The sequence below is a fragment of the Bosea beijingensis genome, from assembly GCF_030758975.1.
GTDB lineage: Bacteria > Pseudomonadota > Alphaproteobacteria > Rhizobiales > Beijerinckiaceae > Allobosea > Allobosea beijingensis.
This window is the reverse complement of sequence record NZ_CP132359.1, coordinates 1,706,384-1,727,551: the sequence shown is the minus strand read 5'-3', so window position 1 is coordinate 1,727,551 and position 21,168 is coordinate 1,706,384. Positions and strand designations below refer to the sequence as shown.

Sequence of the window (21,168 nt, the reverse complement as noted above, 5' to 3'; positions counted from 1 at the left end):
CGTATCGGAGCCCAAGGCTAGCACAGATCACGGCGCGGTCATGTCGTACCGCGTTCAGGGCTCGATATAATGCGGCAGGAAGCGCGAGGTGTTCTTGGTGATCGGCGAGGCATCCTCGCGCAGACAAAGGCCGCAGGCCTGCGAAGCGACGAGCCAGGAGCCGAGCACGGCGTATTTGCCCTCGACGGAGAAAAGGTTGGTCGCGGCATCCTGCAGGACATGGCCCTCGGCGCCATAGGGGCCGTCGTCGCTGTCGAGCACGCGGCCGCGCTCCATCAGCGTGACATTGGCGCCTTCGCGCGAATAGAGCGGCTTGCGCACATGCCGGGCCGAGAGCGAGGCGCAGCGCGGATCGCCCTCGAAGAAGGCCGGCAGCAGGTTGGGATGGCCCGGCTCCATCTCCCAGAGACAGGCGAGCAGGCCCTTGTTGGAGAGCACGGCCTTCCAGGGCGGCTCGACGAACTGGCAGCCCGAGCTCGCGAGCGCCTTGCCGTAGCTCTCGCGGAACATCCACTCCCAGGGATAGAGCTTGAACAGCGTCTCGATCGGCTGGTTGGCGCCGTCGCAGAAGCGCCCGTCGGAGAGCAGGCCGAGCTCATCGATGTAGGTGAAGCGGGCATCGAGCCCGGCCTGCACCGCGCAATCGGCGAGATAATCGACCGTGCCCTTGTCCTCGGGGCTGCCCTGCACACAGGTCAGGTGCAGGCGGTAGGGCGAAGGCTCGCGCAAGCCCTGGAAGGCCGCGATCAGGCGCTCATGCAGCGAATTGAACTGGTCGCAGCCCTTCGGGATCGCGCCGCGCGCCATCGCCTGCTCCAGCCAGTCCCATTGCACGACGCTCGATTCGAACAGGGCGGTCGGGGTATCGGCGTTGTATTCCAGCAGCTTCGCCGGTCCGCGCCCGTCATAGGCGAGGTCGAGCCGGCCGTAGAGATTGCGCTCGCCGCGCTGCCAGCTACTCCGGATATAGTCCCAGTGCTCGGCGGGAATCGCGAGCTTGGTCAGGATCTCTTCGCTGCCCAGCGCCCTCTCGATGAAGGCGAAGCAGAGCTGCTCGATCGCCTCGGTCGGTGCCTCGATATCGCGCTCGACCTCCTCCAGCGTGAAGGCGAAAGCGGCGCTCTCGTCCCAATAGGTCTCGCCGTCGATCGTGTGGAAGGCGAAGCCCAGGCGTTCGACCTGTTCGACCCAGTCCGCGCGTGGCGGCAATGTGACGCGGCGCATCTCAGGACGAGGAATGCGAGGAGAAGGAGCGCGCGATCGAGCCGAAGCCGCCGCGCGAGGACGCGCTGGTCGCAGCCGTGCTGCCGCCGCGGGCACCCGGCGAGAAGGCTGCCGTGATGGCGCGCCCGCTCGTGGTGGAATAGGCACGCGAGCGGCTGCTGCTGCTCCCGCCATAGGAGCCGCCCGACGAACTGGAGGACGAGCGCGCCTGCTGGCATTCGGGCTGCGTCGACCCCGGCGGGCAACTGGCCGTGGTCGGCGGCATCAGAGGCTGGGCCTGCTGCGCCTGCCCGCCGGACAGGCCGCGGGCAAGCATGAAGCCTGCCAGCGCCGGAATGAAATATTGCGCGCCACCGATCGTGGCGGAGCTGCAGCTATTGGCGCCGTATTGGACCTCACAGCCGACCTGGCTCTGGAATTTCGGCGCGTCCTTGAGTCGCGCGGCGGTCGCTTCCGAAAAGGCCGTCTCGCATTGCTGCGCCGAAACCTGCCCGGCCGCCCGGCAATCGCTCAGGCTGTCATAGACGAGGTTCTCCTGTGGCTCCTCGCCGGTCATCGACCAGACGGTGGCGACGAGGAGCACGCCGGCGGCCGCGAGCCCGATCTGCGAGGAGCGCTTCATGGCCGCCTCATTCCGTCATGCTGGCAGCGGCCAGCGTTCCCGACACGACGGCGATGACCGCGAGCATCACCGCCGAAGGCAAGCTGTCCTGCTCGATCTTGCGCGACAATTCCGGGATCAGGAAACGCGCCAGCCCGTAGGCTATGAACTGGATGATCATCGCCGCCAGGGCCCAGAGCACGCAGTCGAGGATGCTGCTGGCCTGCGAGATCGCCTGTTCCAGCGGCAGGGAGAAGCCGACGATATTGCCGCCCATGGCGACGGCCGCCGAGAGGTTGCCGCCACGGATCAGGGCGATCTCGTCATGGGCGGTCATGCGCAGGTAGATCGCCGCGAATGCGGCGATCAGGGCCGCACCAACGACGAAATAGAGAAGGAATGCGGGCAGGCCCGCCATCGAGATCGTCATGCGCCTGCCCCCGTGCCGATGCGAAGACTCTCAGTCAACGATGCCACATAGTCAGGTTAACGCGGAAACTGCACAAGCCGTCATCTAAAAGGAGGATGCGCCCCATGAAGACCCGGGAAGCCCGCTGTGCCTGCGGGCAATTGCGCATCGCCTGCTCGGGCGAGCCCGCGAGCGTCTCGCTCTGCCATTGCCGGGATTGCCAGAGGCGGACGGGCAGCGCCTATGGCGTGGCCGTGTTCTTCGCGCGCGGCGATATCGCCGTGTCCGGGCAGTACAGCGATTACGAACGGCCGGCCGATAGCGGCTATCGGGTGCTGCACCATTTCTGCCCGGCTTGCGGCAGCACGGTGTTCTGGGAGCCGTCGCGCAAGGCGGAGATGGTCGCGGTCGCGATCGGCGCCTTCGCCGACCCGGATTTCCCCGGGCCAAGCAAGGCGGTGTTCGAGCAGCACCGCCTGCCCTGGGCGACGGTGCTGCTCGACAAGTCGTAGATCAGACCAGACGGCTCTGGGCCTTCGCGGCCTCGATGAAGCTGGCGAAGAGCGGGTGCGGCTCGAAGGGCCGCGACTTCAGCTCGGGATGGTACTGCACGCCGATGAACCAGGGATGGTCGGGATATTCGACCGTCTCGGGCAGCAGGCCGTCGGGCGAGAGGCCGGCGAAGCGCAGGCCCTTGGCTTCAAGCTGCTCGCGATAGCCCATGTTCACCTCGTAGCGGTGACGATGGCGCTCGGAGATCTCGGTCGAGCCGTAGATCTCGGCGATCTTCGAGCCAGCCGCCAGCGTCGAGGCATAGGCGCCGAGCCGCATCGTGCCGCCGAGATTGCCGCCGGCCGCGCGCTCTTCCAGCTCGTTGCCGCGCATCCATTCGGTCATCAAGCCGACGACGGGCTCCTGCGTCGGGCCGAACTCGGTCGAATTGGCGTTCTCGATGCCGGCGAGCGAACGCGCCGCCTCGATCACCGCCATCTGCATGCCGAAGCAGATGCCGAAATACGGCACCTTGCGGTTGCGCGCGAAGGTCGCCGCCTTGATCTTGCCCTCGGCGCCGCGATGGCCGAAGCCGCCGGGCACGAGGATGCCATGGACATGCTCGAGGAAGGGCGCCGGGTCCTCCTTCTCGAAGACCTCCGACTCGATCCAGTCGAGATTGACCTTCACATTGTTGGCGATGCCGCCATGGGTCAGCGCCTCGATGAGGGACTTATAGGCGTCCTTCATGCCGGTGTATTTGCCGACGACGGCGATGGTGACCTCGCCCTCGGGGTTCTTCACCCGCTCGGAGATGCGCTTCCAGCCGGTGACGTCCGGCTCGGCCTTGGCATCCATGCCGAAAGCGGCGAGCACCTCGGTGTCGAGCCCCTCGGCGTGGTAGGACAGCGGCACGTCATAGATCGAGGCGACGTCGCGGGCCTCGATCACGGCGGTCTCGCGGACATTGCAGAACAGGGCGAGCTTGCGGCGCTCCTCGCGCGGAATCTCGCGGTCGGTGCGGCAGAGCAGGATGTCGGGCTGGATGCCGATCGAACGCAGTTCGGCGACCGAATGCTGGGTCGGCTTGGTCTTCAATTCGCCGGCGGTCGGGATATAGGGCAGCAGCGTCAGGTGGACGAAGATGCACTGGCCGCGCGGGAGCTGCTGGTTGGTCTGGCGGATGGCTTCCAGGAACGGCAGGCTCTCGATGTCGCCGACCGTGCCGCCGATCTCGACCAGCGTGAAGTCGTAGCCCTCGTTGCCGGTGAGGATGAAGTCCTTGATGGCATTGGTGACATGCGGGACGACCTGGATGGTCGCGCCAAGATAGTCGCCACGGCGCTCCTTGGTCAGGATGTCCATGTAGATGCGGCCGGTGGTGATGTTGTCGCCCTTGTTGCAGGGCCGGCCGGTGAAGCGCTCGTAGTGGCCGAGATCGAGATCGGTCTCGGCGCCGTCGTCGGTGACGAAGACCTCACCGTGCTGATACGGGCTCATCGTGCCCGGATCGACGTTCAGGTAGGGGTCGAGCTTGCGCAGGCGGACCGTATGGCCGCGCGCCTGGAGAAGGGCCGCGAGAGCCGCCGCCGCCAGGCCTTTGCCAAGCGAGGACACCACGCCGCCGGTGATGAAAACATACCGCGTCATGGGAGGTCACCTCTATCGCCACGGGTTCGATTCGCTAAGCGCGTTCTGAGCAGTCCCGCCTTGCCCTGCGCGCTTGTCCACAAAAGAGAAGGCCGGTCGCCCGGCCCCTCCACACTCAAAAGAGAAGGGCCGGTTTCCCGGCCCCTGCCCTATGTCACTGCTGCGGCGCCGCTGGCGGCGTCGGCGGCTGGGCGCCGCCCTGATTCTGGTTCTGCATCTGGCGGAGCTGGTCGAGCACGCCGCCGGCATTCGGGGCGCTCGGAGCCGCCGGCGCGCCGGGCGTGGCCGGGGCCGAGGTCGCAGGCGCTCCGTCGATGATCGAACGCTGCGTGCGGCCGGTATTGGCCATCACCGCGAGCACGATCGAGGTCAGGAAGAACAGGCCGGCGAGAATCGCGGTCGCGCGGGTCAGGGCATTGGCCTGGCCGCGGCCGGTCATGAAGCCGCCGACGCCGCCTCCGCCGCCCGAGCCCATGCCGAGGCCGCCGCCTTCGGAGCGCTGCAGCAGCACGACGCCGACGAGCGCGACCACGATGATCAGATGGATGACGATGAGAACGTTCTGCATGGTCTCACGAAATGGGCATGGCGCGGGTCGCCGCCAAGGGCCATCCGCTCCTCCTCGAAGATCGAGGCGAATTCGGCGGGGCACATAACATGCGTGGGCCGGCAGCGCCACCCCCGCGCGCCGGCCTATTCACGCGAAGAGCGTTCAGCCGGCGCAGGCCCGGGCGATCGCCAGGAATTCCTCGGCCTTGAGACTGGCGCCGCCGACGAGCGCGCCGTCGACATTGGCGACATTCATCAGTTCGGCGGCGTTCGAGGGCTTCACCGAGCCGCCATAGAGCAGACGCACGCCAGCCGCGGCCTGCTTGCCGAGCAGGCGGCCGAGCTCGGCGCGGATGGCCGCATGCATCTCGGCAACGTCGGCAGCCGTCGGCGTCAGGCCGGTGCCGATCGCCCAGACCGGCTCATAGGCGACGACAAGCGTGGCGGCGGTGGCACCATCCGGCACCGAGCCGCGCAATTGCTTCTTGACGACGGCGAGCGCCTTGCCGGCCTCGCGCTCGTCCTTCGTCTCTCCGACGCAGACGATCGGCACCAACAGCGCCTTCTGCGCGGCCTCGGCCTTGGCCTTCACCGTGGCATTGGTCTCGCCATGGAGCGTGCGGCGCTCGGAATGGCCGACGATACAGACGCTCGCACCGGCGTCGGCGAGCATCGCGGCGGAGACCTCGCCGGTGAAAGCGCCGGAGGCTTGCGTGCTGCAATCCTGCCCGCCGGTCGCGATGCGCGAGCCGATCAGCGCGGCCGTGGCGGCGAAGAGCAGGCTGGCGGGCGGGCAGATCGCGAGGTCGACATGCGGCTTCAGCGCCGCGTCGTAACCCTTCGCCACCTCCGCCGCGATGGCGAGGTCGGCCTTCAGCCCGTTCATCTTCCAGTTGCCTGCCACCAGCGGCTTGATGCTGCGCGTCACGTCGATCCTCCTGAAATCAGCTCTTTCGGCTCTAGCAACGCCCGGCCGTCGCCGCAATCGCGTGCGAAGCGGCATCGTGACCGCGACGGCGATTGCGGCTTTCGCCATCGGTTCCTATAAGCAGCGCCGACAAATACGCGCGCGGGCTCTTTTCCGCGCCACGCACAGGTTCAGGAAAGACAGCTTTCATGATGATGCAGGGCATCCGCAAGGCGGGTCAGGGTCTCTTCGGGAAGATCGTGATCGCCATCATGTTCAGCTTCCTCATCATCTCCTTCGCGATCTGGGGCGTGGGCGACATCTTCCGCGGCTATGGCCGCAACGAGGTGGCCAAGGTCGGCAAGAGCGAGATCGGCATCGAGCAGATGCGCACTGCCTATCAGAACGAGATCCAGAACCTGATCCGCCAGCAGCGCCGGCAGATCTCGCCGGAGATGGCGCGCGCGCTCGGGCTCGACCGGCAGGTGCTGTCGCGCCTGCTCACCGAGGCGACGCTCGACCAGACGGCACAGGGCATGCGGCTCGCCGTTTCCGACGAGACGATCCGCAACCTGATCTTCGACGATCAGGTCTTCCGCGACGGCTCGGGCCAGTTCTCCGCGGCGCGCTTCAACGAGCTGCTGCGCACCAACGGCTATACCGAGCAGAGCTATGTGGCGCTCCAGCGCTCGACGGTCCTGCGCCAGCAGCTCTCCGAGATGGTCGTCGGCAGCCTCTCCGCCCCGCTCGCCCTGCAGGAAGTCGGCAACCGCCTGCGCAACGAGAAGCGCGGCATCACCTTCGCCCGGATGCCCGCGAGCGTGGCCGGCGAGATCGCAGCCCCGACGGAAGACCAGCTCAAGAGCTTCTTCAACGACCGCAAGGCCGCCTTCCGCGCTCCCGAGTTCCGTACGGCCGCCATCCTCTCGATCACAGCCGAGACGCTGGCGGACCCGGCCAAGGTCACCGACGAGGAGGCCAAGGCTCGTTACGAGGCGACCAAGGCCCAGCGCTTCACCACCGCCGAGACGCGCACCGTCCAGCAGATCCCATTCCCGAACGCCGAGGAGGCGCAGGCCGCCAAGGCCAAGATCGACGGCGGCGACACCTTCGACGAGATCGCGACCGAGCGGAACGTCGCCTTCAACAACCTGACGCTGGGCACCTTCACCCGCGAGCAGATGATCGACCCCGCCGTGCGCGATGCCGCCTTCGCACTTGAGGAAGGCGCCGTCAGTGCCCCGGTCGCCGGTACCTTCGGCACGGTGCTGCTGCGCGTGACCAAGGTCGACACCGCACATGAGCGGCCCTTCGAGGAGGTCGCCGCCGAGGTGAAGCAGGAGCTGGCGACGAGCCGCGCCGCCAATCTCGTCACCGAGTTGCACGACAAGATCGAGGACCAGCGCGCCTCCGCCAGGCCGCTCGCCGAGATCGCCAAGGAGCTCAACCTCACGCTGCGCATGGCTGGCCCGATCAGTGCCAGCCTCGGCAAGCCCGATGGCGCGCGCGAGGAAGCGCTGCCGGGCGGCGATTCGACGCTGCAGGCGATCTTCCGCTCCGATATCGGCGTCGACAACGAGGCGATCCGCCTGCCCCGCAACACCGGCTATGTCTGGTTCGACGTCACCAAGATCGACCCGGCGCGTGAGCGCAACTTCGACGAGGTCAAGGCCGAGGTCGAGAAGCAGTGGCGCACCGACGAGATCGCGACGAAGCTCTCCGCCAAGGCGCGCGAGCTCACCGAGCGTCTCGACAAGGGCGAGAATTTCGACGCGGTCGCGGCCTCGGCCGGGCTGACCATCGAGACCGCCGCCGATCTCGGCCGGCAGGACCAGCGCCCGGAGCTGCCGGCCACGGTCGTCGCGCAGGTCTTCGGCACCGCCGCCGGCAAGAGCAACTCGGCCTCCGGCGCTGATGGCGGGCGCGTCCTGTTCAAGGTCGATTCGGCGACGGTCGCTCCTTACGTCCGCACGACGCAGGAGGCCGGCAATTTCGAGCGCCTGCTGTCGTCCAGCGTCAGCGAGGACATCATGCTGCAATATGTCGCCAAGCGGCAGGCCGAGCTCGGCGTCAGCATCAACGAGGCTGCCTTCCGCAATGCGACGGGCGGGGCGCAGAACTGACGATGCAGCCGCTCCAGGAGTTCGAGCGTTTCGCGCAGACCTATGAGACCGGCGCCCCGCAATTGCTGCGGCAGGTGCTGGTCGGCGATTGCGAGACGCCGGTCGCCGCCTTCCTGAAGCTGCGCCACGCCACGAGCGGCCCGGCTTTCCTGCTCGAATCGGTCGAGGGCGGCGCCGTGCGCGGCCGCTACTCGATGATCGGGCTGGAGCCGGATCTGATCTGGCGCTGCCATCATGGCCAGGCCTCGCTCTGCCGCACGGCTCTGGGCGAGAGCTTCCTCGACGATCCGCGCCCGGCCTTCGAGAGCCTGCGTGCGCTGCTCGAAGAGAGCGCCATCCCGGAGGCGGAAGGACTGCCGCCGATGGCGTCCGGCGTGTTCGGCTATCTCGGCTACGACATGGTGCGCCTGATGGAGCGCTTGCCCGAGCCGAAGGAGACCGGCACCGGCGTGCCCGACGCCATCCTGACGCGGCCGACATTGATGGTGGTGTTCGACGCAGTGCGCGACGAGATCCATGTCGTCACTCCGGTCCGGCACATGCCCGGCGTCGGCGCGCGCCATGCCTATGAGCGGGCGCAGGAGCGGCTGGAGGCGGTCGTGCGCGCCCTGGAAGGTGCCCTCCCCGCCGAGGCCGAGATCGACATCGCCAACCTGCCGGTTCCGGCGACCACCTCGAACACCAGCGAGGCCGAATATCTGGAGATGGTCGACAAGGCGAAAGAGTACATCCGCGCCGGCGACATCTTCCAGGTCGTGCTGTCGCAGCGTTTCGAGGCGCCCTTCGCGCTGCCGCCCTTCGCGCTCTACCGGGCGCTGCGGCGGGTCAATCCGGCGCCCTTCCTCTGCTATCTCGATTTCGGCGATTTCCAGATCGTCTGCTCGAGCCCCGAGATCCTGGTGCGCCTGCGCGACGACACGGTTACGATTCGGCCGATCGCCGGCACGCGGCGACGTGGCGCCACCCCGGCCGAAGACGATGCCCTGGCCGAAGAGCTGCTGGCCGACCCGAAGGAGCGGGCCGAGCATCTGATGCTGCTCGATCTCGGGCGCAACGATGTCGGCCGCGTCGCCGAGATCGGCACGGTCAAGGTCACCGATTCGTTCTTCATCGAGCGCTACAGCCAGGTGATGCACATCGTCTCGAACGTCGAGGGCAAGATCGACCCGAAGCACGATTCGCTCAGCGCCCTGATCGCCGGCTTCCCGGCCGGAACGGTCTCGGGCGCGCCGAAGGTCCGGGCGATGGAGATCATCGACGAGCTGGAGCGCGATGCGCGCGGCGCCTATGCCGGCTGCATCGGCTATTTCGGCGCCAATGGCGAGATGGATACCTGCATCGTTCTGCGCACCGCAGTGGTCAAGGACGGGCGCATGCATGTCCAGGCCGGCGCCGGCATCGTCTACGATTCGAACCCGGCCTCCGAGCAGGACGAGTGCATCAACAAGGCCAAGGCGCTGTTCCGCGCCGCCGAGGAGGCGATCCGCTTCGCCGCCCGCAGCGGGCGCGGGCAGTAAGGCAACGGCCGGCCGGGAACGCGGCCAGCTTTTCTCGGAAACGGGACGTCATCCCGGGCTTGACCCGGGATCCATCGGAGGCTTCCGGAGCTCTACGATGGATCCCGGATCGGCGCTGCTCCGCAGCTTGTCCGGGATGACGGCACCGTTCTGCCAAGGAACAGCGAGCCCAAAACGCAAAACGCCGCGCCGGATCGGCGGGGCGTTTTCTGTTTCAGAGCGCCTCGATCAGTGCGCCTTGCCGGGCGTTGCCGTCATCTTGTCGACCCAGGCGATGCCGATCGCGGAGAGGATGAAGACGACATGGATCAGCGTCTGCAGCAGCACGCCGGATTCGGTGTAGTTCGCCGTCTTGCCGGCGATGCCGATATTGCCGGCCTCGATGAAGGTCCTCAGCAAATGGATCGACGAGATGCCGATGATTGCCATGGCGAGCTTGATCTTGAGCACGCTGGCATTGACGTGGCTCAGCCATTCCGGCTGGTCGGGATGGCCTTGGAGCCGCAGGCGCGAGACGAAGGTCTCGTAGCCGCCGACGATCACCATGATCAGCAGGTTCGAGATCATCACCACGTCGATCAGCCCGAGCACGACCAGCATGATCTGCTGCTCGCTGAAGTCGAAGGCGTGGGTGACGAGGTGCCAGAGCTCCTTGAGGAACAGGAAGACATAGACGCACTGCGCCACGATGAGGCCGATATAGAGCGGCAATTGCAACCAGCGCGAGCTGAAGATGAGGGCCGGAAGCGGCCTCAGGGGGCCAAGCGCGGCGGGCTGGGCGGACGGGTCGAACGATTGCGCCATGGTCGGCTCGATCCTTTGTGAAATCATGTCGATCTGTGGATGCAACGCTAGATGGCGGGGAAATTCCGTCCGCGCAAGCGGCCCCGCGTTGCTTTCGCGAGCAAAAGCGACGGCAGCGCGACGGCCCATTTATGCCCGGATTGACTGCTAGCTTTCCCTCCGGTCACCGGACCGCTACACTCGAATCCAAACGGGGGAACATGCGGAGTTCCGCTCGCCAGGTATTGCAGAGGAGTTTCGTCATGATCAGGACGCTCGCCGTCGCCGCCGCCCTTGCCGGTGGCACCCTACTTGCCCTGCCGGCCTCGGCTGCCCCGCTCGCGCCCGCCACCGCCGTCGTCGCGATGACGCAACCCGGCAGCGATCTCGTCCAGACCGTGCAGTACTACCGCCGCTACGGCTACGGCCCGCGCTATTACGGCTATCGCCGCGGCCCGGCGATCGGCGCCGGCATCGCGGCCGGCGTTATCGGCGGTGCGCTCGCTGCCGGCGCCCTGGCCGCCCCGCCGCCGGCTGTCTATTACGAGCCCGCCCCGGTCTATGTCGCGCCGCCGGTGGTCTATGCCCCGCCGGTGCCGCGCGCCTATGGCTACAGCCTCGAGGATACCGACGCGGTCGCCTACTGCTCGCGTCGCTTCAAGAGCTACAACCCGGAGACCGGGACCTATATCGCCTCGGGCGGCGTCGTTCGCGCCTGCCCCTGACAGCAGGCGACAGCGCGATCGCAGACAAGGACTCCCCGCAGCGATGCGGGGAGTTTTTCGTTTCGGCCGGAAACGGCTTGTCATCGCGGCGGCCGTCCCGCTTTATCCTGCCGGCAGCCTGAATCGGAGTATCGCGTGCGGATCGCCACCTGGAACGTCAACTCGGTCAGGCAGCGCCTCGGCCATCTCCTCGACTTCCTGAAGGAAGCGGAGCCCGATGCGCTCTGCCTGCAGGAGATCAAGTGCGTGGATGCCGACTTCCCGCGCGCCGAGATTGAAGCCGCCGGCTGGCAGGTCGAGACCCATGGGCAGAAGACCTTCAACGGCGTCGCGATCCTGAGCCGCTCGCGGTTGGAGGATGTCCGCCGCGGCCTGCCGGGCGACGATGGCGACGAGCAGGCGCGCTATCTCGAAGGCGTGCTGCCGTTCGGCAAGGGCGTGGTTCGCGTCGCCTCGATCTACCTGCCCAACGGCAACCCGCCGAACACCGAGAAATATCCCTACAAGCTCGGCTGGATGCAGCGCCTCACCGCTCATGCCCGGATGCTCATGGAACATGAGGAACCGCTGGTTCTGGCCGGCGACTACAATGTCATTCCCGAGCCGCGCGACGCCCGCGATCCGGCTGCCTGGGTCAGCGACGCGCTGTTCCTGCCGCAGACGCGGACCGCCTTCCGTGGTCTCGTCAATCTCGGCCTGACCGAGGCCTTGCGCAGCACCACCGATGCGCCCGGGTTCTATACGTTCTGGGATTATCAGGCCGGCGCCTGGCAGCGGAACAACGGCATCCGCATCGACCACCTGCTGCTCTCGCCGCAGGCGGCGGATCGGCTCGCGGGCGTCAAGATCGCCAAGCATGTCCGCGGCTGGGACAAGCCCTCGGACCATGTGCCGGTGATGATCGATTTGCACTGAGCACAGCCATCCGCCGCCATGCTCGGGCTCGGGCTTGACCCGAGCATCCCGGAAATCAGCGCGCTCCTGTCATGAGATTCTCGGGTCAAGCCCGAGAATGACGGTGCCTCAGTTCTGAGGCGCGCCGCCGTTGCGCGAGCTCACCAGATTCTGGCGCTCGATCAGGGCCAGAGCCGCCGAACGATCGTTGGCCGAGGCGGCCGCGAAGGCCACGTCATGGCGCTCGATGATCCAGGCCTCGCGGGCGGGATCGGCGCCCTCTCGGGCCATTGCGAGCCACATCAGGCCCAGCACCGGCTGGCGCGGCACACCCTCGCCGCCGCGGATCAGCATCTCGCCGAAGGCGGCGCGGGCCGGCGCATGGCCCTTCTCGGCTGCGAGCTTCATCCAGCGGGCCGCCTGGCGCGGATCGCGATTGGCGCCCTGCCCGGTCATGTAGAGACGGGCGAGATTGTACTGGCCGTCCGGGTCGCCGAAATAGGAGGCGGCGTAATGGAACATGTCGAAGGCCCGGTCCGGATTGGGCTTCACATAGCTGCCCCTGATGCCGTCCGAGAAATAATTGCCGAGCGCGACGAAGGCGCTGCCGACGAGGCGCGCATCGGCCGTGCCGGGAATCACATCAGCGTTTTCGTCCGCGATCTTCGAGAAATACTCGAAGGCCTTGAGATCGTTGGTCGGGACGCCCTCGCCACCGGCATACATCCGGCCGAGCTTGTACTGCGCCGTGAGATGGCCCTGCGAGGCCGCGTATTCGAGCGCGCGCACGGCGCCGACCTTATTGCCGGCAGTCGAGTCGCGCATCCAGGCCTTCAGCGCGTCGCGCGCGCTGGTGAAGGGCACGAGCGGCAGCGCCGTATGGGCGGTCGGAGTATCGGGGCCGGGCGCAACGGCAGCCGCGCCATGGCCACCGGGCACGGAATCGTCCGGCTCCGGCAGCGCCGCGCCCGGGATGGCGCGCGGCGGCAGCAGCTTGGTGCCTGAAATCTCCTGCGCCAGCACGGCCTGGTGGCCGCCCAGCAACAGGAACAGGCATGCTATGGTCGAGCTAGATATCCGCATAGCAATGGGTTTCGGCCGCCCCTCCTGGGTGGGTGACGGCGCCGCCTTTGGCGGAGCCGACGGTTTGCGCGTATTTCCACAGCGCGCCGGAATTGTAGTCGGTCTTGCGTGGCTTCCAGTCCTTACGACGCGACTCAAGTTCGGCATCAGAAAGGCGGACTGCGAGCTTTCCTGTGATGGCGTCGAGTTCGATGATGTCGCCGTCGCGGATCAGGCCGATCGGGCCGCCGACGGCGGCTTCAGGCCCGACATGGCCGACGCAGAAGCCGCGGGTCGCGCCCGAGAATCGGCCATCGGTGATGAGCGCGACCTTGTCGCCCATGCCCTGGCCGTAGAGCGCCGCGGTGGTCGCCAGCATCTCGCGCATGCCGGGGCCGCCCTTGGGGCCCTCGTAGCGGATGACAAGCACGTCGCCTTCCTTGTAGGTGCGGTTCTTGACCGCCTCGAAGGCGTCCTCCTCGCGGTCGAAGCAGCGGGCCGGGCCGGTGAAGACGAGCTGGTCCTCGGGCATGCCGGCGATCTTCACGATCGCGCCCTCCGGCGCCAGATTGCCCTGCAGGCCGACGACGCCGCCGGTGACCGTGATCGGCTTGTCGGCGCGATAAACGACGTCCTGCTGGTCGTTCCACTTCACCGAGGCCATGTTCTCGGCGATGGTACGGCCGGTGACGGTCATGCAGTCGCCGTGGAGGTAGCCGGCATCGAGCAGGCTCTTCATCACCAGCGGGATGCCGCCGACCTCGAACATATCCTTGGCGACGTATTTCCCGCCCGGCTTCAGGTCGGCGATATAGGGCGTCTTCTTGAAGATCTCGGCGACCTCGAACAGGTCGAAATCGATGCCGCATTCATGCGCGATCGCCGGCAGGTGCAGCGCGCCATTGGTCGAGCCTCCGGTCGCGGCGACGACCATCGCGGCATTCTCCAGCGCCTTGCGGGTGACGATGTCGCGCGGGCGGATGTTCCGCGCGATCAGCTCCATCACCATCTCGCCGGCGGTGTAGCAGAAGGTGTCGCGGACATCGTAGGGCGCCGGCGCGCCGCAGCTATAGGGCAGTGCCAGGCCGATCGCCTCGGCAACGGTCGCCATGGTGTTGGCGGTGAACTGGGCCCCGCAGGAGCCGGAGGACGGGCAAGCGACCTCCTCTAGCTCCTTCAGGTCCTCGTCCGACATGGCGCCGACCGAATGCTTGCCGACAGCCTCGAACACGTCCTGCACGGTGACCGGGCGGCCCTTGAAATTGCCGGGCAGGATCGAGCCGCCATAGATGAAGATCGAAGGCACGTTGAGGCGCACCATCGCCATCATCATGCCGGGCAGCGACTTGTCGCAGCCGGCGAGGCCGACCAGCGCATCGTAGCAATGGCCGCGCATGGTCAGTTCGACCGAGTCGGCGATGACCTCGCGCGAGGCCAGCGACGACTTCATGCCCTGGTGGCCCATGGCGATGCCGTCGGTGACGGTGATCGTGCAGAACTCGCGTGGCGTGCCGCTGGCGGAGGCGACGCCCTTCTTCACGGCCTGGGCCTGGCGCATCAGCGAGATGTTGCAGGGGGCGGCCTCGTTCCAGCAGGAGGCGACGCCGACGAAGGGCTGCGCGATCTGCTTCGCGGTCATGCCCATCGCGTAATAATAGGAACGGTGCGGGGCCTTGGCCGGGCCGACGCTCACATGGCGGCTCGGCAGCCTCGACTTGTCGTACACACGCCCGTCCATCGCCACTCGTCCTGTCCCCCGATCAGCACGGCGCGAAGATGTGCCACGCCCTGCCTGTCGGGAGCAATCGCGCCCCTGGAACCCCGAAAAATATCCGGAACCTCTGGAGATCCCGCGCGTTACCCCCGATTTCGGTATATCTCAGGCACTTAACGCAGCGTTTTGCTGGGCTTCGTTTGTGGCGGCTTCTTGGCGATTGGGGCGGACGGGCCGGTGCCGGACACCGTTCCCGACGCAGTGTTGCGCCGATGTCACAAAGTTTCAGGCGCCATACTGACCCAGCGGCAGCTCAGAGCACCATCGGCAGCACGAAGAAGCCGCCGACGATGACCAGGACGAGCGCGAGCGCCGTCATCGGCAGATGCTTCTCGATGAAGATGCGGATGTCGTCGCCATAGAAGCGCAGCGCCACCGCGATCATCAGGAAGAAGGTCGCGCGCGAGACCACCATGCCGATGGTGAACTTCCACAGGTCGAAATGCAGGAAGCCGGACATGATCGTGACGATCTTGAACGGGATCGGCGTCAGGCCCTTGGTCACCAGCACCCAGAACCAGTAGTCCTGCGAGGTCGCGATCAGGCTGGCCGCCTTGTCCTGCAGCCCGTAGATGCCGATCAGCCAGGCGCCGACCGATTCATAGAGCAGCGCGCCGATGGCATAGCCGAGATAGCCGCCGAGCACGGCGCCGAGCGAGCAAATGCCGGCATAGAACCAGGCTCGGTCTGGCCGGGCGATGCACATCGGAATCAGCAGCGGAATCGGCGGCAGCGGGCTGAACGAGCTTTCGATGAAGGTGATGCCGAAAAGCAGCCACGGGGCCGCGGGATGGGAGGCGTATGAAACGCACCAGTCATAGGCTCGCTTGAGCATGGGTTCTGAACAGCCGGTCCTTGAGCCGCCACGCATTCTGCATGGCGGGTTTGCATCGGGCGCATCTAAGCGGGGTCCGCGAGAGAATGCGAGTCCTCTCTTGGATCAACGTCAATTTGACGACACAGGCGTGACCGGAATGCGATACCTGGTCAGGCGAGGCGCGCCAGAGCCTCCGCGACCTTGAGCTTGCGGGCCTCGGCGGCGGCCTTGCGCTCGCGGTTCTCCTCGACGATCTCCTCGGGCGCGCGGGCCATGAAATCGGGATTGCCGAGCTTCTTCTCGACGACCGCGATGTCCTGGTCGAGCTTGGCCAGTTCCTTGGTAAGGCGCGAGCGCTCGGCGTCGAGATCGATCAGACCGGCGAGCGGCAGGGCCGCGACCTCGCCACGCACGATGATCTGGGCCGACTGCGCCGGCGCCGCCGTCTCGAATCCGATGTCGGAGACGCGGGCAAGCCGTTCGATCATCGGCCGCCAGCTCTCGATCGTCGCCCGTGTCGCCGCCGAGGCATTGACGAGGACGAGCGGCGCCTGCGTGCCGGCCGGCACGTTCACCTCCGAGCGGACCGAGCGGATGTCCGAGATCAGGTCGACGACGAAACCGATTTCGGCCTCGGCAGCGGCGTCCTTGAGCGCCGAAAGATCCTGCCAGCGGGTCAGGCAGACCAATGAGGCGTCGCCTTCCGCGAGCTTGCGCGGCGCGCCGGCCTCGGCCTTCTGCGCCCAGAGTTCCTCGGTGAGGAACGGCATGAACGGATGCAGGAGCTGGCAGATCAGATCGATGACATAGGCGACCGTCGCCTGCGTCTCGGCGCGCGCGGCGGCATCGACGCCCTCGCCCTGCAGCACGGGCTTGGCCAGTTCGAGATACCAGTCGCAGAACTGGTTCCAGACGAAGCGATAGGCACCGCCCGCCGCCTCGTTGAACCTGAAGCTCGGGATGCCTGCCGCGATCTCTTCGGCGGCCTGCGCCGCCTCGCTCAGGATCCAGCGGTTGAGCGGCTGCTTGACGCTTGCCGGGTCGAAACCTTCGGCGCGGGCGCAGCCATTGAGCTCGGCAAAGCGCGCGGCGTTCCAGATCTTGGTCGCGAAGTTGCGATAGCCCTCGACGCGCTGCGTGCTGAGCTTGATGTCGCGCCCCTGCGCGGCCATGGCCGACAGCGTGAAGCGCAGCGCGTCGGCGCCGTATTTGTCGACGAGCGTCAGCGGATCGATGACGTTGCCCTTCGACTTCGACATCTTCGCGCCCTTCTCGTCGCGAACGATGGCGTGGATATAGACGTCCTTGAACGGCACCTCGTCCATGAAGTTGAGGCCCATCATCATCATCCGGGCGACCCAGAAGAAGATGATGTCGAAGGCGGTGACCAGCGTCGCCGTCGGGTAATAATGCTTCAGCTCGGCTGTCTGCTCGGGCCAGCCCAGGGTCGAGAACGGCCAGAGCGCCGAGGAGAACCAGGTGTCGAGCACGTCCTCGTCGCGCGTCAGCGCGACGGTGTCGCCGTAATGCGCCATGGCGAGCGTCTGCGCCTCGGCCTCCGACTCGGCGACGAAGACCTCGCCGTCCGGCCCGTACCAGGCCGGAATCTGGTGGCCCCACCAGAGCTGGCGCGAGACGCACCAGGGCTCGATATTCTCCAGCCAGTCATAATAGACCTTGGTCCAGTTCTCGGGCGTGAACCTGGTCCGGCCGTCCTGGACCGCCTTGATCGAGCGCTGCGCCAGCGGCTTAACGTCGACATACCACTGATCGGTCAGCCAGGGCTCGATCACGACGTCGGAACGGTCGCCATGCGGGACGGTATGGGTGTTCGGCTCGACCTTCACGAGCAGGCCGCGCGCGGCCATCAGCTCGACGACGCGGCGGCGCGCGACGAAGCGATCGGCGCCGTCGAGCGCCAGCGTCTCGGCCTCCGGCTTGGCGCCGGCAAGGAACTCCTCGTTATCGGCGAGCAGGATGCGCGCCTCGCCGTCGAGGATGTTGACGACATCGAGCTGGTGGCGCTTGCCGACCTCGAAATCGTTGAAGTCATGGGCCGGCGTGATCTTGACCGCGCCAGTGCCCTTCTCGGGATCGGCATAGTCGTCGCCGAAGACCGGGATGACGCGGCCGACCAGCGGCAGCACGGCGTTGCGGCCGATCAGGTGGCCGATCGTCTCGTTTTCGGGATGAACCGCGACGCCGGTATCTCCCAGCATCGTCTCCGGGCGCGTCGTCGCGACCGTGATGAAGGTCGAGGCGTCGTCGGCGTCATAGGTCGCGCCTTCGAGCGGGTAGTTGAAATAGTAGAGATGGCCGTTCGGGTCGCGGCTCAGTGCCTTGTCGAGCTTGGCCGCGTCGAATTCCTCCTCGCCGCCGCGCTGCCATTTGAACGTGCCGGTCTTCTCGACCTGCAACACCTCGAGATCCGAGATCGCGGTCTGGAATTTCGGGTCCCAGTTCACCAGCCGCTTGGCGCGGTAGACCAGCCCCTGCTTGTGCAGGCCGACGAAGACCTTGAGGACGGCGGCGGAGAGCCCCTCGTCCATGGTGAAGCGCTCGCGCGACCAGTCGCAGGATGCGCCGAGGCGGCGGAGCTGGTTGAAGATCGTCCCGCCGGACTCCTCCTTCCACTTCCAGACTTCGGCAAGGAAGGCCTCGCGACCCATCGTGCGACGGTCGGTCTTGTTCTCGGCGGCGAGCCGGCGCTCGACGACCATCTGCGTCGCGATGCCGGCATGGTCGGTGCCGGGCTGCCAAAGCACATCCTTGCCGCGCAGGCGCTCGAAACGGCAGAGCACGTCCTGCAGCGTGTTGTTGAGCGCGTGGCCCATGTGCAGCGAGCCGGTGACATTCGGCGGCGGGATCACGATGCAATAGGGCTCGGCGCCGGGGGCAGCGCCCCTGCCCGCCTTGAAGGCCTGCGCCTCGTCCCAGGCCTTGCTGATCCGGGCCTCGACGGCGGCCGGTTCGAAAGTCTTGTCCATCATCGCATCGCTCGAACGCAGAAAGGCCGGGGAACCTGCCCCGGCCGGAAAAATCACGGGCCAAAAAGGTCTCGGCCCTTAAGAGCCCATGCACAGGCCGCGCGTCAACGTTTTCGATGATGCGCAGCTTCGCGCCACCCTTGTCATTCCGGGGCTTCGCGCAGCGAAGAACCCGGAACCCACGACTGGGTAGCTCGCCGGCAACCGAACATTCCCTGTCTCACCCGGTCGTGGGTTCCGGGTTCGCGCCTGCGGCGCGCCCCGGAATGACAAGACGGTACTCGCGTCAGGCGAGGTTCGACTGGAGGAACCAGAGCGACTTGTCGAGCATCCGGGAATAGGCGGTAAGCAGGTCGGCGGTGTCGGCGTCGCCGGCCTCGTCGCAAGCGTCGATCGCCTCACGCACCTTGTTGGCCGTGTCGGCATAGCGCTCGATCAGCGCGGCCAGATGATCCTGAACCGAGACGATCTCGGTCGGATAGGGCTTGAGCGAAGTGGATTGAGCTGTCGTCTGCGTCGTGCCGAAAGCGATGCCGCCAAGTTGCGCGATCCTTTCCGCTACGGTGTCGACATGGGTATCGAGCTCATCGCGAAAATTGTCGAGCATCAGGTGGATGCCGATGAAGCCCGGCCCCTTCAGGTTCCAATGTGCCTGCTTGGTGACGAGCGAGAGATCGATGCCGTCGGCAAGGCGTTCGTTCAGCAGGCCGATGACCTTGGTCTTGGTGTTCGAGGCCAGGTCGACCCGGCTGGATTTGACCACCTTGGCCGTGGTCGAGCTCTTCGGTGCGCTGCGCGGTGTGGTCTTGGCTACGGTCTTGGCCATGGCAAACCTCGGATCGGAAGGACTGCGGGAGCGATATTGCCGCCAACGCCGGGCAATCCGGCGCATCATTTCTGATACGCACGAATCCGGGCGCGGTTCCGGCTGGACTGCTTTCTCGCGCGGCGGAACCAGCCGGCGTTCATCCCGTTGGAATCACACAACCCATGACAGCCAGCAGGAGAGCGACATGCCTCGGCAAGACGACCAAACACGCGTCTGGGACCTGATCGATTCCATCAAGTTCGCGATGCTCGTGACCCATGACGGCCAGGGTGACGAGTTGCGCGCCCGCCCGATGCATGCCCATGGCGAGCGTGAGGACGATGCGATCTATTTCCTGACCGATCGCCGCCACCACAAGGACGACGAGATCCAGGTCAACGACAATGTCTGCGTCGCCTTCTCCGACACGGGCAGCCAGCGCTATCTTTCGGTGACGGGCACCGCGACAGTCCTCGACGACCGGCAGCGGGTTCACGACCTCTGGGATGCGAGCAACCGCGCTTTCTGGAACGACGAGAACGATCCGAACATCCGCGTACTGCGCGTTCGGCCGAGCATGGCAGAGTTTTGGGACAGCCCCGGCAAGATCGTCACCAGCGTCAAGATGGCCGCGGCCGCCCTCACCGGCGCCAAGCCAGATCTCGGCGAGAACCGCAAGGTCCGCCTCTGACCCCCGAAGCGACGAGCAGGATGCGATGATGAAACTCTTGGTCCACGCCCTCGGGGCCTGGTTCGCAGTCGAAGCGGCGTCTGGTCGCTATCCCCGCCCGGTCGCCGTGGGGCTGACCATGCTGGTCTCGCGGCTCGGTACTCCGGCGACGGCTTTCGCCATGGTGGGTTACGGCCTGATGCGCCTCAGGGAGGCCGGAGCGTTCGAGAGGCAACGCGCGCCTGCGCGACGCCGCCGCGTCGTCAGCTCGAACTAGAGACCGGCTTCGCTGTTGGAAGCGGCCCTGGCGTCGCAGGCCGGGGCCGCCTTAGCTACGGCCGCCGCGCGCGACACGCTCGATCTCGGCGCGCACCAGCCGCTCGACCATGGTCGGCAGATTGTCGTCGAGCCAGGTCTTGAGCATCGGCTTCAGCATGTCCTTGACCAGGTCCTCCAGCGTGCGCGCATTGTTGCTGAGCACGGTGGAGGCGAGCTGGCCGAAGGCATTGGTGACGACAGAACTCGCCTGATCCGACAACAGGCTCGCCATGTCTGGCATAGCGGCGAAAGTCGGCTGTGGCTGAGGCTGAGGCGGTTCGGGCTGAAATGCGACCGGCTGCGGCTCGGGCGGAGGGGCTGGCGGTTCCGGAGGCAGAGCCGCGACGGGCTCTTCCTCGAGGAACGCGACGTCGGATTCGTCGGGGAACGCCTCTGGCGGGGCCGGTGCGGGTTCAGGCGCGGCGACCAGAGCGGCTTCGGCCCCGAGGTCGAGCACGTCGTCGTCGATCGTGGCAGCCGGCTCGGGTTGCGGTTGCGGATCAGGCTCGGCCAGCGGCGCCGCGGCTTCTTCGGCCGGCTTCGCCTCATCGTCCGAGATGATCCGGCGGATGGAGGCGAGGATCTCCTCCATCGACGGTTCGCTGGGCTTGGCTTGCGCGCTCATGAGTCTAACCGTTGGACACCGGGCGCGCCGACGGAATCAACGCTGCTCCAAGAGCGCAGTATTCCACGGCACCGATGCCAGACAAGGCGCCAGGCGGCTCTCCCACAGGAGAAATCCGCGCTGTTGCCCTATGGCATCGCGCCGAAATGCCGCGTGTGCCGTCGGGAAGAGCCGATGCGACGGGAATGGCCGTCAGGTCGTTTGCGCCGGACGCGTGGCGATCCGGCGCGAAA

The 21,168-nt window shown here is 66.6% G+C and carries 20 protein-coding genes; 7 read left to right on the top strand and 13 right to left on the bottom strand.

What is annotated here, in order from left to right; all coding sequences use genetic code 11:
* Nucleotides 1-54: 54 nt before the first annotated feature.
* From Q9235_RS08400 to Q9235_RS08390, 3 genes are read right to left on the bottom strand one after another with little or no spacing between them, the layout of a single operon-like run.
* A complete protein-coding gene (locus tag Q9235_RS08400; RefSeq protein WP_306226351.1) occupies nt 55-1,224 on the bottom strand; it encodes a glutathionylspermidine synthase family protein in 1,170 nt (389 codons plus the stop codon).
* Nucleotide 1,225: 1 nt separating this feature from the next.
* The gene (locus Q9235_RS08395; RefSeq protein WP_306226350.1) at nt 1,226-1,846 is read right to left on the bottom strand and encodes a DUF1190 domain-containing protein; all 621 of its coding nucleotides are present in this window, start codon (nt 1,844-1,846) and stop codon (nt 1,226-1,228) included.
* A 7-nt stretch (nt 1,847-1,853) separates the two neighbouring features.
* Nucleotides 1,854-2,255, bottom strand: coding sequence for a DUF350 domain-containing protein (locus tag Q9235_RS08390; RefSeq protein WP_306226349.1), 402 nt, complete (start codon nt 2,253-2,255; stop codon nt 1,854-1,856).
* Nucleotides 2,256-2,359: 104 nt separating this feature from the next.
* Between Q9235_RS08390 and Q9235_RS08385 the strand changes: the two genes are divergently transcribed.
* Nucleotides 2,360-2,746: a GFA family protein gene (locus tag Q9235_RS08385; RefSeq protein WP_306226348.1), complete on the top strand. Its 387-nt coding sequence runs from the start codon at nt 2,360-2,362 to the stop codon at nt 2,744-2,746.
* A gap of 1 nt (nt 2,747) precedes the next feature.
* On the opposite strand, the gene Q9235_RS08380 is transcribed toward Q9235_RS08385, so the two are convergent.
* From Q9235_RS08380 to tpiA, 3 genes are all read right to left on the bottom strand, one after another.
* A complete protein-coding gene (locus tag Q9235_RS08380; RefSeq protein WP_306226347.1) occupies nt 2,748-4,376 on the bottom strand; it encodes a CTP synthase in 1,629 nt (542 codons plus the stop codon).
* Nucleotides 4,377-4,530: 154 nt separating this feature from the next.
* Nucleotides 4,531-4,944 (bottom strand): preprotein translocase subunit SecG, encoded by a 414-nt coding sequence (gene secG / locus Q9235_RS08375; RefSeq protein ID WP_306226346.1) that lies wholly within the window; start codon nt 4,942-4,944, stop codon nt 4,531-4,533.
* Between the two features lie 144 nt (nt 4,945-5,088).
* Nucleotides 5,089-5,853 carry a triose-phosphate isomerase gene (gene tpiA, locus Q9235_RS08370; protein WP_306226345.1) on the bottom strand — a complete coding sequence of 255 codons (765 nt, stop codon included), beginning with the start codon at nt 5,851-5,853 and terminating at the stop codon, nt 5,089-5,091.
* Nucleotides 5,854-6,041: 188 nt separating this feature from the next.
* Here tpiA and Q9235_RS08365 point away from each other — a divergent pair, with 188 nt between their 5' ends.
* Nucleotides 6,042-7,955, top strand: coding sequence for a peptidylprolyl isomerase (locus tag Q9235_RS08365; RefSeq protein ID WP_306226344.1), 1,914 nt, complete (start codon nt 6,042-6,044; stop codon nt 7,953-7,955).
* A gap of 2 nt (nt 7,956-7,957) precedes the next feature.
* Entirely contained in the window at nt 7,958-9,472 is a 1,515-nt protein-coding gene (gene trpE / locus Q9235_RS08360) for an anthranilate synthase component I (RefSeq protein ID WP_306226343.1), read from the top strand.
* A 228-nt stretch (nt 9,473-9,700) separates the two neighbouring features.
* Here trpE and Q9235_RS08355 read toward each other — a convergent pair whose 3' ends face one another.
* Nucleotides 9,701-10,276, bottom strand: coding sequence for a TIGR00645 family protein (locus Q9235_RS08355; protein ID WP_306226342.1), 576 nt, complete (start codon nt 10,274-10,276; stop codon nt 9,701-9,703).
* Between the two features lie 242 nt (nt 10,277-10,518).
* Between Q9235_RS08355 and Q9235_RS08350 the strand changes: the two genes are divergently transcribed.
* Nucleotides 10,519-10,980: a BA14K family protein gene (locus Q9235_RS08350; protein ID WP_306226341.1), complete on the top strand. Its 462-nt coding sequence runs from the start codon at nt 10,519-10,521 to the stop codon at nt 10,978-10,980.
* A gap of 135 nt (nt 10,981-11,115) precedes the next feature.
* A complete protein-coding gene (gene xth, locus Q9235_RS08345) occupies nt 11,116-11,895 on the top strand; it encodes an exodeoxyribonuclease III (protein ID WP_306226340.1) in 780 nt (259 codons plus the stop codon).
* Between the two features lie 108 nt (nt 11,896-12,003).
* Here the strand turns inward: xth and Q9235_RS08340 are convergent, their stop codons facing one another.
* The 5 genes from Q9235_RS08340 to dps all read right to left on the bottom strand — a co-directional run bounded on the left by Q9235_RS08340 (nt 12,004) and on the right by dps (nt 19,340).
* The gene (locus tag Q9235_RS08340) at nt 12,004-12,918 is read right to left on the bottom strand and encodes a tetratricopeptide repeat protein (protein ID WP_306226339.1); all 915 of its coding nucleotides are present in this window, start codon (nt 12,916-12,918) and stop codon (nt 12,004-12,006) included.
* A 25-nt stretch (nt 12,919-12,943) separates the two neighbouring features.
* Entirely contained in the window at nt 12,944-14,674 is a 1,731-nt protein-coding gene (gene ilvD, locus Q9235_RS08335; RefSeq protein WP_306226338.1) for a dihydroxy-acid dehydratase, read from the bottom strand.
* A gap of 289 nt (nt 14,675-14,963) precedes the next feature.
* Nucleotides 14,964-15,545, bottom strand: a complete 582-nt coding sequence (locus tag Q9235_RS08330) for a YqaA family protein (protein ID WP_306226337.1) — start codon at nt 15,543-15,545, stop codon at nt 14,964-14,966.
* A 152-nt stretch (nt 15,546-15,697) separates the two neighbouring features.
* Nucleotides 15,698-18,517, bottom strand: coding sequence for a valine--tRNA ligase (locus Q9235_RS08325; RefSeq protein WP_306226336.1), 2,820 nt, complete (start codon nt 18,515-18,517; stop codon nt 15,698-15,700).
* A gap of 283 nt (nt 18,518-18,800) precedes the next feature.
* Nucleotides 18,801-19,340: a DNA starvation/stationary phase protection protein Dps gene (gene dps / locus Q9235_RS08320; RefSeq protein ID WP_306226335.1), complete on the bottom strand. Its 540-nt coding sequence runs from the start codon at nt 19,338-19,340 to the stop codon at nt 18,801-18,803.
* 187 nt (nt 19,341-19,527) lie between these two features.
* Here dps and Q9235_RS08315 point away from each other — a divergent pair, with 187 nt between their 5' ends.
* Entirely contained in the window at nt 19,528-20,013 is a 486-nt protein-coding gene (locus tag Q9235_RS08315) for a pyridoxamine 5'-phosphate oxidase family protein (protein WP_306226334.1), read from the top strand.
* A 25-nt stretch (nt 20,014-20,038) separates the two neighbouring features.
* Nucleotides 20,039-20,269, top strand: coding sequence for a hypothetical protein (locus tag Q9235_RS08310; protein ID WP_306226333.1), 231 nt, complete (start codon nt 20,039-20,041; stop codon nt 20,267-20,269).
* A 51-nt stretch (nt 20,270-20,320) separates the two neighbouring features.
* Here Q9235_RS08310 and Q9235_RS08305 read toward each other — a convergent pair whose 3' ends face one another.
* Complete coding sequence (locus Q9235_RS08305; RefSeq protein WP_306226332.1) at nt 20,321-20,935, bottom strand: PopZ family protein; 615 nt, start codon at nt 20,933-20,935, stop codon at nt 20,321-20,323.
* Between the last annotated feature and the right edge of the window lie 233 nt (nt 20,936-21,168).